This is a genomic window from Shewanella sp. W3-18-1, from assembly GCF_000015185.1.
In the GTDB taxonomy this organism is placed as follows: Bacteria; Pseudomonadota; Gammaproteobacteria; order Enterobacterales; family Shewanellaceae; genus Shewanella; species Shewanella putrefaciens.
The window spans coordinates 1,534,447-1,547,652 of the sequence record NC_008750.1 but is presented as its reverse complement, the minus strand read 5'-3'; the positions used below and the strand labels follow the sequence as shown (position 1 = coordinate 1,547,652).

Genomic DNA, 13,206 nt, shown 5'->3' with positions numbered 1-13,206 from the left:
AGCGCATTTAATGACTCGATTTCTGCTTATTATCATCTTAGGTTTCTTACTGACTGCCTGTCAGCAGGTGACCGTGGACGAACCAGAATTCGTTCCTCATCAGCTCACTGAACTGCGAGTGGGAACCCTTTATGGCCCTCAGATCTATATGACATCCGGCCAAGGAAATAGTGGATTTGACTACGATATGGCGCTGCGATTTGCCGAATATCTCAACGTCCCCTTAAAAATGGTGCCTTATACTAACCGCTCAGAGCTCTATGACGCCCTAAAAAAGAATGATATTGATATTATTGCCGCAGGTATGACAGAAACGCCTGCGCGAAGAGAACAATTCCGTCTAGGCCCACCTTTATATCGCGTTAATCAAGTGCTCGTTTATCGAGAAGGCGTGGCAGCTCCCAAAGATATCAGCAAGTTAAAAGGAAGAATCACTATCATTGCTGACTCAGCGTTTGTAGAGACATTGACTCAACTGCAAAAACATCATCCGAGTTTAGTCTGGGATCAAGTAACAGATAAAGACAGTGAAGAGTTGCTGGCGATGATCGCGAATAAAGAAATTGATTACACCATCGCCGACTCCAGCAGTGTGCAAATTAACCGTCGTTATCTACCCGATTTACGTTCTGGCCCTGTGCTTGAAGAAAAACTCGATGTGGTCTGGTTATTACCACCGACTCACAGCGATGCACTTATGAGCCAATTATTGGCTTTCTGGCATCAAGAAAAGCTCGCAGGGACGCTCGATCATCTCAATGAAAAGTATTTTGGCCACGTTAAACGTTTCGATTATATCGATACTCGTGCTTTCCTGCGTGCTATCGAAACAGTCCTTCCTCGTTATCGTCAACTGTTTGAGACCCATGCAGGTGATTTAGATTGGCGTAAACTTGCAGCAACAAGTTACCAAGAATCCCACTGGAATCCGCATGCCCGCTCCCCCACGGGAGTCCGTGGCATGATGATGCTCACAGAACCCACAGCCAAAGAAATTGGCATCACTAACCGCCTCGATGCAGAAGAAAGTATCCGCGGAGGCGCCGCATATCTAAGGGATATGATTAACCGTTTGCCCGAATCCATCCCTGAAAGTCAACGTATGTGGTTTGCACTAGCCTCTTACAATATAGGGTATGCCCATGTGGAAGATGCGCGAAAACTCGCAGAATCAATGGAATTAAATCCCAATGCTTGGCGAGATCTAAAGAAAGTTTTACCTCTACTACAAAAACGGAAATATTACCAAAAAACCCGTTATGGTTATGCTCGTGGCAGTGAAGCTGTACATTACGTGGATAGTATTCGCCGCTACTACGATACATTGGTGTGGGTGGATAATCAGTCAAAACAGCCTATGCCAGAGGACGAGCAAAACGATCTTATTGCTGAAGAACTCCCCAGTATGCCTGCAGGCTCCCTTAGCCCAGATCAACCTAAATAACTTATTTAAGTAAGCCAAAGATGCTTAAGCGTTATTTTTATACGCACAGAAATTGAGCCAACACTCACTATTGACTTTCTTAACCTAAAATCTAGAAATTTTAATCTTTAATTAAGAGAATAAGCGCTAAAGTGCATCAATTAATGCCTTAACTTGCTGGTTTATAAAGCAGATAACCATAAGGGGATTGCCGCTGCTTATCTCAACTGCTACTGTCTTAGTCAATTGAGATAAAACATTAGCGTTACAGGCGTTAAATCAAAGTAAAAGTGCGAATAAATAATGCTCAATAAAAATAATCAAAAATGGGGTCAATATGAGAAAAAAAACTATTCATCATAACAATGCATCACGTCGTCGTACTTTGCTAAAAATACGCCATCGTCGAATATTAAACCGCCAAAAACTTTTCTTTACTTTTATCCAATCTCAAGACTAAAAACACTTTCTATCGCTTTTACTCTATCCCTTGCTGCGCCCTTTGAGCCAGTTTTAAAGCCTTCTTTTCATCCCTACGGCGTTTAAAAAAACGACTCAACTGTGCGCTACAAGCCTCAGCTAATACACCTGATGTCACTTCAACTTGATGATTAAACGCCGGATGTTGCAGTAAATTCACCACAGTCCCCGCAGCACCCGTTTTTTCATCCCGAGCACCATAAACCACCCGCGCGATCCGGCTGTGCACCATAGCGCCTGCACACATAGCGCAAGGTTCAAGGGTTATATAAAGGGTGGCATCCAAAAGACGATAGTTTTCGAGCTTTTTACCTGCGCTACGTAAACAGAGGATCTCTGCATGGGCGCTAGGATCGTGTTGGCTAATGGATAAATTGTAACCCGTCGCAATCTGCTGACCGTCTTTGACCAGAACCGCACCCACAGGCACCTCGCCCGCAGCTTCAGCCTTCTCTGCCATCTGCATCGCGACTTGCATCCAATATTCGTCCAACTCAGTTTGCTCCACTGACACTTTCTCTCTTTAAGCCAAAAGTAAAGCGGGATTATATCAGTCAAACACAGATATTTCACAGCTGAGTCATTCAGCCTAAGTTAATCCATCAAACAACAAAAAAGGCGCACTCGGCGCCTTTTAATCGTTAATTCAAATAATTAACTTATTCCCACTCGATAGTCGCTGGCGGCTTGCCAGAGATATCGTAAACCACACGGGAAATGCCATCGACTTCGTTGATGATGCGGTTCGACACTCGCCCCAAGAAATCATAGGGTAGATGTGCCCAATGTGCCGTCATAAAATCGATGGTTTCCACTGCGCGCAGTGATACAACCCAGTCATATTTACGGCCATCGCCCATCACGCCAACAGAGCGCACAGGTAAGAACACGGTAAAGGCTTGGCTGACTTTATTGTATAAGTCGGCTTTATGCAGTTCTTCGATGAAGATAGCATCGGCGCGGCGCAACAAGTCACAGTATTCTTTCTTCACTTCACCGAGTACACGCACCCCTAAGCCTGGACCTGGGAACGGGTGACGATAAAGCATATTGTAAGGCAGACCTAACTCAAGACCAATTTTGCGCACTTCATCTTTAAAGAGTTCACGCAGTGGCTCAACTAAGCCGAGCGCCATATCGTCTGGCAAACCGCCGACGTTATGGTGTGATTTAATCACATGGGCTTTACCTGTGGCGCTGCCAGCAGATTCAATCACATCGGGGTAGATAGTCCCTTGGGCTAACCATTTAGCATTGGCGCATTTTTTCGATTCTTCATCGAAAATTTCCACAAATACACGGCCGATGATTTTGCGTTTTGCTTCTGGATCTGCAACGCCCTTCATCGCATCGAGGAAACGGTTTTCCGCATCAACGTGGATGATATTCAGGCCGAAATGATCGCCAAACATTTCCATCACTTGTGCAGCTTCATTCAATCGCAATAAACCGTTATCAACGAATACGCAGGTCAGTTTTTTACCAATCGCGCGGTGTAGCAACATAGCTACAACCGAAGAATCGACACCACCAGACAAGCCTAAAATCACTTCATCATCGCCGATTTGCTTCTTCAAACGCTCAATCGCATCTTCAATAATCGATGAGGGTTTCCAGTTGGCGGCACAGCCACAGATGTCTAAGGCAAAATGCGATAACATCCGCATGCCTTGACGAGTGTGGGTCACTTCTGGGTGGAACTGTACGCCATAGAAGCGTTTTTCTTCATTAGCCATAGCAGCAAATGGGCAAGTATCGGTTTTAGCTACCGCCACAAATCCCTCAGGGATCGCAGAGACTTTATCACCGTGGCTCATCCATACATCGAGCAGAGGTTTCCCTTCGCTATTGACTGCATCTTCAATATCTTTGAACAGCGCAGATTTTGTCAGCATTTCAATTTGAGCGTAGCCAAATTCACCTTCGCCCACACCTTGAATAACTTTACCACCTAACTGCTCAGACATAGTCTGCATGCCGTAGCAAATACCTAAAACAGGTATGCCAGCGTTAAAGACATATTCAGGTGCACGGGGAGAATTTTCAGCCGTCACACTTTCAGGGCCGCCCGCTAGGATAATACCGTTAGGGGCAAACTCACGGATTTGGGCTTCGGTCACATCCCATGCCCATAATTCGCAGTAAACGCCAATTTCACGGATACGACGGGCAATCAGTTGAGTGTACTGGGATCCAAAATCGAGGATCAGTATCTTGTGCTCATGAATATCGCTCATGGATAACCTTTATTTTATCTATTGTTTAACTTGGCTCAAAACTGACAACGTCAAGCTTGAGAGCATCACACATATTGTTAGTGGGGCGGCTTATTGCCGCCCCACTACATCAAACATTTATGAACCAGAACGGTAGTTCGGCGCTTCTTTAGTGATAGTCACATCGTGTACATGGGACTCGCCCATACCCGCAGAAGTCACTTTTACAAATTGCGCTTTTTCATTCAGCTCGCTAATGGTTGCACAGCCTGTTAAGCCCATGCATGAACGTAAACCACCCATATGTTGATGGATGATTTCCTTAAGCTTGCCTTTATAAGGCACGCGGCCTTCAATGCCTTCTGGCACCAGTTTGTCGGCAGCATTGTCAGATTGGAAATAACGATCAGAAGAGCCTTGAGACATAGCGCCTAATGACCCCATACCACGGTATGATTTATATGCACGCCCTTGATAGAGTTCAGTTTCGCCTGGTGCTTCATCGGTACCAGCAAACATTGAACCCGCCATAATACAAGATGCACCCGCGGCAAGGGCTTTGGCTAAGTCGCCAGAAAAACGCACACCACCATCGGCAATCACAGGAATACCTAAGCCTTTTACGGCTTCGGCGGCATCGGAAACTGCGGTAATTTGGGGCACACCAACACCGGTTACGATACGGGTTGTACAGATAGAACCAGGACCAATACCCACTTTAACAGCGTTAACACCCGCTTCAACTAAGGCTAAAGCACCTTCAGCCGTGGCGACGTTACCACCCACAATTTGTAAATCTGGGTACTTGGCACGGGTTTCGCGAATACGTTGTAATACGCCTTCAGAATGTCCATGGGAAGAGTCGATCAACAGTACGTCAACACCGGCCTTAACCAGCGCATCAACGCGCTCTTCGTTGCCGGCACCCGCACCAACGGCGGCGCCCACGCGTAAACGGCCTAACTCATCTTTACAGGCGTTAGGTTTACGCTCGGCTTTCTCGAAGTCTTTAACGGTAATCAACCCTTTTAATTTAAAGTTATCATCGACAACCAGCACTTTTTCAATACGGTTAGAGTGCATTAATTTTTGCACTTCATCTAACTTAGTGCCTTCAGCAACGGTGACTAAACGCGACTTAGGCGTCATCACTTCCTCTACCGTTTTGCTCCAATCCGTCACAAAGCGCACGTCACGGCCAGTAATGATACCGACAAGCTCATTCGCTTCGTTAACCACGGGGTAACCGGCAAAACCGTTTTTCAGGGTTAACACTTTCAGATCAGCAAGTGTCGTTGAAGGAGTCACTGTCACAGGTTGTTGAACCACGCCAGCTTCGTAAATTTTTACTTTACGCACTTCTTCGGCTTGTTTCTCAATACTCATGTTTTTGTGAATAAAACCTAAGCCACCTTCCTGCGCCATCGCAATCGCAAGGCGAGCTTCGGTAACTGTGTCCATAGCGGCAGACACAAGCGGAATGTTGAGTTCGATAGTATTGGTTAGGCGAGTTTTAAGAACTGCGGTATTTGGGAGTACAGTAGAATGCGCAGGAACAAGTAACACATCGTCAAAAGTAAGCGCTTCTTTAATTAAACGTAGCATTAGCAACATCTCCCCAGTTGAGTAGGATTTAGAGGTGAAATATTGCGGCGGGATTATACCTTGCATATGGGGCGCGGTAAATGGAAAATAGCAAATATCCCCATTTTCTTGAGTTATTCGATGCAAGGCACCAAAAACAACATTTATACTGTCTCGCGGCTCAATGGTGAAGTCAGGCAAATCCTCGAGGGACAATTGGGTAAAATTTGGCTTAATGGCGAAATATCCAACTTTTCTTCCCCTAGCTCAGGTCATTGGTATTTAACCCTAAAAGATCATTACTCCCAGATCCGCTGCGCCATGTTTAAAGGCCGTAATCAGACAGTCAGCTTTAAACCCATCAATGGTCAGCAAGTGTTAGTCAAAGGCGCAATCAGTGTTTATGAACCCAGAGGCGACTATCAATTATTAATTGAGTCCATGTTACCCGCGGGTGATGGATTACTGGCGCAGCAGTTTGATGCTCTTAAGATGAAGCTCGCCGCCGAAGGATTATTCGCCGCTGACACCAAAAGGCCGCTGCCGAAGAACATTCAACGCATTGGCGTTATTACTTCACCAACAGGTGCCGCAATTCGTGATGTTTTACATGTATTAGCAAGGCGAGACCCTTCGATTGAAGTCATTATCTATCCGACTCAAGTTCAGGGTGAAACTGCGGACTTGAGCATATGCCAGGCAATTAATATCGCCAATCAAAGGTTGGAGGTCGATGTATTACTGCTCACCCGCGGTGGCGGTTCACTTGAGGATTTATGGTGTTTTAACAGCGAAGCCCTCGCCCACACTATTTATAACAGCGCCCTGCCCATCGTCAGCGCCGTAGGCCACGAAGTCGATACCACTATCAGTGACTATGTCGCCGATATCCGTGCCCCTACACCGTCTGCGGGTGCCGAACTTCTCTCTCAAGATAGTGAGAATAAAGCCCAAAGACTCGCGACTGTATTATCGCGGCTGCAGCAAAGTGTAAGACACTATCAGCTCAAGCAAGAAAGACGCTTAAGTTTGTTAGAACATAGATTACAACGCCAAGATCCTAAACGGACTTTGCAACAGTTCGAACAAAGATTCGATGAAATGCAATTACGACTGGAGTCCGCGCTATCAAATCGCTTGCATCTGCTCAGCCGCCGTCAGCAGTTGCTCGCAAGCCGCCTTGAACAACAATCTCCAAAGCATAAACTCGCCATTGAGGGTACCCGCCTAAGTTATCTTGCGAGTCGCTTACAGGATGCATTGCAGGATAAGCTCAGCCAAAGTGAACAGCGGATAAAATACGCTGCCCATCAATTAGAAACCGTTAGCCCATTAGCCACTTTAAGTCGTGGTTATAGCATTACGACGGATATTCACAATCAAGTGATCGACTCCGTCGATAAACTGGCTATCGGTGATGACTTACAAACTCGCTTACGCTATGGCCAAGTGATCTCAACTGTCACCCAGATAAAGCCATTCGAATAAGGCTAAGCAAGGCTGAAATCGTCTTAAAACACAAAAGGAACCCTAAGGTTCCTTTTGTTTCAAATGTGTTCGGTAAAAAACACTATTTGGTTTTTCTGTCTTTAATATGGCTCAGTGCGCGTTTGCGGCGACGCTCTTGGCTCATGGTTAACTTCTCAGTCTTGTTTTCAAATGGGTTATCACCCTCTTGGAAACGCAGCTGAATAGGCGTACCCACCACTTTCAATGAACGACGGAAGTAGTTCATCATGTAACGCTTGTACGAGTCAGGCAGTCTACTCACTTGGTTCCCGTGGATCACCACGATTGGCGGATTGTAACCACCGACGTGAGCGTATTTAAGCTTCACACGGCGGCCATTCACTAATGGTGGCTGGTGATCGTCCTGGGACATTTGCATAATACGGGTCAGCATAGAAGTGCTGACGCGGCGTGTGGCACTGTCATAGGCTTCTTCAATCGATTCAAATAAATGGCCAACACCAGTACCGTGCAGCGCCGAAATAAAGTGAATACGGGCAAAATCAATAAACCCAAGACGACGGTCAAGCTCACTCTTCACACGATCTTTAATCCCTTGATCGATGCCATCCCACTTGTTGACGGCAATCACTAAGGCACGTCCTGCATTAAGCGCGAAACCTAATAGACCTAAATCTTGTTCAGCAACCCCTTCACGGGCATCGATGATAAGTAAAACCACGTTGGCATCTTCAACCGCTTTTAAAGTCTTGATCACTGAGAACTTTTCAATAACTTGATGCACTTTACTGCGGCGGCGAACACCCGCGGTATCGATAATCACGTACTCGCGACCTTCACGTTCCATTGGAATGTAAATACTGTCGCGCGTTGTGCCGGGTTCATCGTACACAACGACCCGTTCTTCACCCAAAATACGGTTAGTGAGGGTTGACTTACCTACGTTTGGCTTACCGATAATCGCCAACTTAATGGGCAAATCTTGTAGACGCTTTTGCTCAGCTTCAGCTTCTTCTTCAGTGTATTGGCGTTCGTCGACGACTTCTTCTTCACCTTGACGCTCAATGCCCATCGCTTCAGCATAAGGTGTCAGCGCGTATTCGATCATGTTGGTGACGCCGCGTCCTTGAGATGCCGCCATTTGGTAGACTTCACCCAAACCTAAAGACCAAAACTCGGCACAGGCCGAATCGGCATCGATACCGTCAACTTTATTGGCAACCACGAAAGTGGTTTTTTCACGGCTACGCAGATGCTGTGCAATCGACAAGTCAGCGGCGGTTAACCCCGCGCGCGCATCGGTCATAAATAGAACGACATCGGCCTCTTCAATGGCAGCAAGGGATTGCTCTGCCATTTTTGTCTCGATCCCCTCTTCAGTGCCATCGATACCGCCAGTATCGACCACAATGAACTCATAGCCGGATAAGAATGCTCGACCATATTTACGGTCACGTGTTAGGCCAGGAAAGTCAGCAACCAGCGCATCACGCGTACGCGTAAGACGATTAAATAGGGTGGATTTACCGACATTCGGTCGACCAACAAGGGCCACTACAGGGATCATGATTTTGCCTCTAAAAAACTTTTCAATAAAAAGCCCCCGGAACACACTTCCAGGGGCTCTGCAAGGATAACACTTTTAACTACGGAAGTGTTACAACAGCCAGCTTTCCGCTGCGACCTTGAACATAGATTTTATCATCCACCACTAATGGCTGACTGTATAATCCAGAGCTATCGACTTGAATACGACCGACAATCGTCCCTGTACTGCGATCAATAAAGTGTAGATAACCTTCGAAATCACCGACAACTAAATAATCTTTATAAACTGCAGGCGAGGTTAATGTTCGATTTGTTAACTCAGAGTTGCTCCATAGCTCTAAACCATTTCGTCTATCAACTGAGTAGATACGACTATGATCGTCAACTAAAAACAAACTTAATCCTGCTGATGCTAATTCGTTAAAGCTTGAATACTTACGTGTCCATACTATGCGACCCGTACGCAATTCCATCGACACTAAGTTACCGTTATAGCTAACCGCATATAAATTATCACCAAGAATAAGCGGTGTCATATCCACGTCGGCCATACGCGTAAACTCGTTACCGCCCGTTGGATTATAAATCGCTTGTTCCCACGCGGCTTGACCATTGTTTTTCACCACAACAGCCACTTTGCCATCGGCAGTACCAATAAAGAAACCACCCGCTTCATAGGCGGCAGAGCCTGTGCCACGTAACGTCAGGTTCGGCAACTGCATCTTGTACACCCACAGCTTATCGCCAGTATCGACGTTAAAAGCCTCGAGTGAACCGGAGCTCGTACTCACCACAACCACATCATCAGCAACCGTTGGCTTTGATAAAAGCTCACCACCCGCAACGATATGCCACAATACTTGGCCATCTTCGATATTCAGTGCTGCAAGCAGCCCACTCTCACCACCCACAAAGACTTTATTACGGGCAGCGGTGACACCTGCGGCAATGCGAGCACCTTTATTTTTAGCTAAGGCGTTATCACGAAACTCTTCGCTAAAATCTTTAGTCCAAACACGGTCACCCGTAGCTTCATCAAACGCAATGACTTTACCGTAACGGTCTGCGGCAAAAATTTTACCGTAACGAACTGCCGGCATAAGGCGAGAATAATAATCTCCCACACCACTACCAACAGAGGCGCTCCAACTTACTTCAGGGAACACCGTTGCCTGAATTGCAGTTAACTCACTTACCGGCTCTTCTTCAACATCACTCGATGAACAGGCGGATAACATCGCTAGACTCAATCCAGCGGCTAACAGGTTTTTGCACCAAGACTTCATCAAGGGATCCCTTATGCCTGATTTAGGTTATCAAGTTTGATTTTAAGTGCCGGGCTTGTTACCACACCACCGTTATCCATGGCGGTTTGATAAGCCGTTTTTGCTTTCTCAACGTCACCTTGACGCACAAGGAAGTCACCTTTTAACTCTTCACGTTGAGCTAAAAAGGCTTTATCGGATACTTTTTCTAAGGTCGCTAACCCGGCATCAATTTGACCAAGCTCCGCCTGAATACGGGCCAAGCGTAAGGTTGCAATTGTATCTAAACTGGCCCCTGGCTTGGTCGTAATAACCTTGTTCAACGCATCGATAGCCTTAGGGTAATCCTTTGCTTCTACAGCCGTTTTGGCAACGATAAGATCCAACAGTGCTTGATAACCTTTTTGATCGTGATTTTTTGAAAACTCAGCAACACCCGCTAGCATGGCGGCTTCATCGGCAGATTTGGTCGTCAATGCTTGAAAGGCTTTTGACGCTTCCTCCGCTTTAGCCACTTTCATATCGGAATAATAATTCCAACCGTATAGGCCACCAAGGCCCACGACAGCACCTATTAAAATGGAAGTTCCATAATCTTTCCAGAACTGTTTGATAGCATCAACTTGTTGTTCTTCTGTGCTATAAATTTCCACGCGCACATCCCCTTTATTTGGTAAGTTCAGCTAAAAATGCACTTAAGGCATTTCGAGCAACCTGTTGTTGTTCGTTGTCATTGCGTAAATGTTTCACTGTGACCATACCTTCGGCAAGTTCTTCTTCACCTATCAGTAATGCCACACTCGCACCGCTTTTGTCGGCGCGCTTCATTTGTTTCTTCACGTTACCGCCACCACAGTGACTCATCACTTTAAGGTGTGGCAGCGCACTACGTAATTCCTGTGCAACTTTAATGGCTTCGACAAGACAATTCTCCCCCATGGCGGTGACATACACATCAACTGCCGCGGGAATGTCCTGTGTAAGGCCCAAGGTTTCAAGCAGCAATACAATACGCTCAAGCCCCATCGCAAAACCGACCGCTGGGGTATCTTTACCGCCTAATTGCGCCACTAAACCATCATAGCGTCCGCCCGCAAGTACCGTGCCTTGTGAGCCTAAGCTGTTGGTAACCCATTCAAATACAGTGCGATTATAATAATCGAGACCACGGACTAAGCGAGGATTAACTCGGTATTGGATGCCAACGGCGTCTAGGAGTTCACGTAATTGTGCAAAATGTTGTGAAGATTCTTCACCTAAGTAATCCATCAGCGCTGGCGCATCGGTTAAAATCCCCTGAACTTGAGGATCTTTAGAATCCAGTACGCGCAGTGGATTGCTGTACATACGGCGTTGACTGTCTTCATCTAACTTATCTTTATGCTGCTCTAAAAAAGCAATCAAGGCATCGCGGTAAGCCGCACGCTCAGCGGGATCACCTAAGGTATTAAGCTCAAGCGTCACATGTTCGCTAATTCCCAGCTTTTCCCATAGACGCGCCGATAACATAAGCACTTCGGCGTCAATATCTGCGCTGCCAATACCATAAACTTCAACACCAAATTGGTGGAATTGACGGTAACGCCCCTTTTGTGGACGTTCATGGCGGAACATTGGCCCCATATACCACAAGCGCTGTTCTTGGTTATAGAGCAAACCATGCTCATTACCCGCACGCACAGTAGAGGCGGTACCTTCGGGACGTAAGGTCAGGCTATCGCCATTACGATCTTCGAAAGTGTACATTTCTTTTTCAACAATATCAGTCACTTCACCGATAGAGCGTTTAAAAAGATCGGTATTTTCCACTATTGGAGTGCGGATTTCGCTGTAACCATAAGCACTGACGCTTGAACGAAGTACCGCTTCTACTTTTTGCCATAGAGGACTTTGGGTTGGCAGAATGTCATTCATTCCGCGAATCGCTTGGATCTGTTTTGCCACTGTATCGACTCGTCCGATTTCGCTAGATTAATAAAAATGTTCCGCATTATAGACGCCTGAAGACGAAACGTAAAATGGCCCCATCGGTTTCGGGGCACACCTCAAAGTCTCTGGCATCAATGCATACATTTTACTCGGTTGTATCTTTTACTTGGATACGGTTTGCCAGTTGGCTCGCCTTAGCACGAATTTTGGCTTCGAGGGAATCGACTAAATTGTCATTATCAAAACGTTCTTTTTGACGTTCGCCCTCATCGTAGTAGCCACTCTTATTGTGTCCACCGGTTAAACCAATATGCGACACTAAAGCCTCACCGGGGCCATTCACTACGCAGCCAATAATAGATACATCCATCGCTGTAGTGACATCTTCTAAGCGGCGCTCTAATTCATTCACCGTGCTGATCACATCAAACTCTTGGCGCGAGCAAGATGGACAGGCAATAAAATTAATGCCGCGACTACGAATACGTAGCGACTTTAAGATATCAAAACCGACTTTGATTTCTTCAACGGGATCGGCAGCGAGGGAAATACGTAATGTATCCCCAATACCTTCGGCCAATAACATGCCTAAGCCAACGGCTGATTTTACTGAGCCTGCGCGCGCGCCACCCGCTTCGGTAATGCCTAAATGCAGCGGTTGGCGGATTTGTTTTGCCAATAAACGATAGGACTCAACCGCCAAGAACACATCCGACGCCTTAACACTGACCTTAAATTGGTCGAAGTTCATGCGATCTAAAATATCCACATGGCGCATTGCCGATTCGAGCAATGCCTCGGGGGTCGGCTCCTTGTATTTGTCCATCAAATCTTTTTCTAATGAACCGCCATTGACGCCAATACGGATTGGGATATTTTTATCCCGGGCGCACTCAACCACACTGCGAATACGTTCTTCATTGCCTATGTTACCTGGGTTGATGCGTAAACAATCGACACCGTATTCAGCAACTTTGAGGGCAATACGATAATCAAAGTGAATATCTGCCACTAAGGGAACATTTACAGATTGTTTTATGATTTTAAAGGCTTCAGCGGCATCCATAGTCGGTACGGAAACGCGCACTATGTCGGCACCGACTTTTTCTAAGGCGCGAATTTGAGCAATAGTAGCCTCAACATCGGTAGTCTTAGTATTGGTCATTGACTGAACGGCAATCGGCGCCCCATCACCAATCGGTACATTACCCACATAAATGCGGGTGGAAGGACGTCTTTTTATGGGAGTTTCATTATACATACTTAATACGCTCTATTTCGGTACGTTCTG

General features: G+C 46.3%; 10 protein-coding genes. 2 read left to right on the top strand and 8 right to left on the bottom strand.

Annotation, left to right across the window (positions count from 1 at the left end; genetic code table 11):
• The first annotated feature begins 10 nt into the window (after positions 1–10).
• A complete protein-coding gene (gene mltF / locus SPUTW3181_RS07085) occupies positions 11–1,444 on the top strand; it encodes a membrane-bound lytic murein transglycosylase MltF (protein ID WP_011788713.1) in 1,434 nt (477 codons plus the stop codon).
• 457 nt (positions 1,445–1,901) lie between these two features.
• Here the strand turns inward: mltF and tadA are convergent, their stop codons facing one another.
• From tadA to guaB, 3 genes are all read right to left on the bottom strand, one after another.
• Positions 1,902–2,411, bottom strand: a complete 510-nt coding sequence (tadA, locus tag SPUTW3181_RS07080; RefSeq protein ID WP_014611000.1) for a tRNA adenosine(34) deaminase TadA — start codon at positions 2,409–2,411, stop codon at positions 1,902–1,904.
• Positions 2,412–2,562: 151 nt separating this feature from the next.
• On the bottom strand, positions 2,563–4,140 hold the full coding sequence (gene guaA / locus SPUTW3181_RS07075) for a glutamine-hydrolyzing GMP synthase (RefSeq protein WP_011788711.1): 1,578 nt from the start codon (positions 4,138–4,140) through the stop codon (positions 2,563–2,565).
• Between the two features lie 117 nt (positions 4,141–4,257).
• A complete protein-coding gene (gene guaB, locus SPUTW3181_RS07070; RefSeq protein WP_011788710.1) occupies positions 4,258–5,724 on the bottom strand; it encodes an IMP dehydrogenase in 1,467 nt (488 codons plus the stop codon).
• Between the two features lie 120 nt (positions 5,725–5,844).
• On the opposite strand from guaB, the gene xseA reads away from it, so the two are divergent.
• Positions 5,845–7,191 carry an exodeoxyribonuclease VII large subunit gene (gene xseA / locus SPUTW3181_RS07065; RefSeq protein ID WP_025008709.1) on the top strand — a complete coding sequence of 449 codons (1,347 nt, stop codon included), beginning with the start codon at positions 5,845–5,847 and terminating at the stop codon, positions 7,189–7,191.
• An 82-nt stretch (positions 7,192–7,273) separates the two neighbouring features.
• Here xseA and der read toward each other — a convergent pair whose 3' ends face one another.
• The 5 genes from der to ispG all read right to left on the bottom strand — a co-directional run bounded on the left by der (position 7,274) and on the right by ispG (position 13,176).
• The gene (gene der, locus SPUTW3181_RS07060) at positions 7,274–8,740 is read right to left on the bottom strand and encodes a ribosome biogenesis GTPase Der (RefSeq protein WP_011788708.1); all 1,467 of its coding nucleotides are present in this window, start codon (positions 8,738–8,740) and stop codon (positions 7,274–7,276) included.
• Positions 8,741–8,819: 79 nt separating this feature from the next.
• A complete protein-coding gene (gene bamB / locus SPUTW3181_RS07055) occupies positions 8,820–10,007 on the bottom strand; it encodes an outer membrane protein assembly factor BamB (RefSeq protein ID WP_011788707.1) in 1,188 nt (395 codons plus the stop codon).
• 11 nt (positions 10,008–10,018) lie between these two features.
• Positions 10,019–10,639 (bottom strand): tetratricopeptide repeat protein, encoded by a 621-nt coding sequence (locus SPUTW3181_RS07050; protein WP_011788706.1) that lies wholly within the window; start codon positions 10,637–10,639, stop codon positions 10,019–10,021.
• Positions 10,640–10,652: 13 nt separating this feature from the next.
• Positions 10,653–11,930: a histidine--tRNA ligase gene (hisS, locus tag SPUTW3181_RS07045; RefSeq protein WP_011788705.1), complete on the bottom strand. Its 1,278-nt coding sequence runs from the start codon at positions 11,928–11,930 to the stop codon at positions 10,653–10,655.
• A 130-nt stretch (positions 11,931–12,060) separates the two neighbouring features.
• Positions 12,061–13,176 carry a flavodoxin-dependent (E)-4-hydroxy-3-methylbut-2-enyl-diphosphate synthase gene (ispG, locus tag SPUTW3181_RS07040; RefSeq protein WP_011788704.1) on the bottom strand — a complete coding sequence of 372 codons (1,116 nt, stop codon included), beginning with the start codon at positions 13,174–13,176 and terminating at the stop codon, positions 12,061–12,063.
• Positions 13,177–13,206: the final 30 nt, after the last annotated feature.

Bases quoted from the DNA above. Each gene is read 5' to 3' on its own strand.
- mltF (WP_011788713.1), top strand. From the start codon at position 11: ATGACTCGATTTCTGCTTATTATCATCTTAGGTTTCTTACTGACTGCC.
- guaA (WP_011788711.1), bottom strand. From the start codon at position 4,140: ATGAGCGATATTCATGAGCACAAGATACTGATCCTCGATTTTGGATCC.
- guaB (WP_011788710.1), bottom strand. From the start codon at position 5,724: ATGCTACGTTTAATTAAAGAAGCGCTTACTTTTGACGATGTGTTACTT.
- xseA (WP_025008709.1), top strand. From the start codon at position 5,845: ATGCAAGGCACCAAAAACAACATTTATACTGTCTCGCGGCTCAATGGT.
- der (WP_011788708.1), bottom strand. From the start codon at position 8,740: ATGATCCCTGTAGTGGCCCTTGTTGGTCGACCGAATGTCGGTAAATCC.
- bamB (WP_011788707.1), bottom strand. From the start codon at position 10,007: ATGAAGTCTTGGTGCAAAAACCTGTTAGCCGCTGGATTGAGTCTAGCG.
- ispG (WP_011788704.1), bottom strand. From the start codon at position 13,176: ATGTATAATGAAACTCCCATAAAAAGACGTCCTTCCACCCGCATTTAT.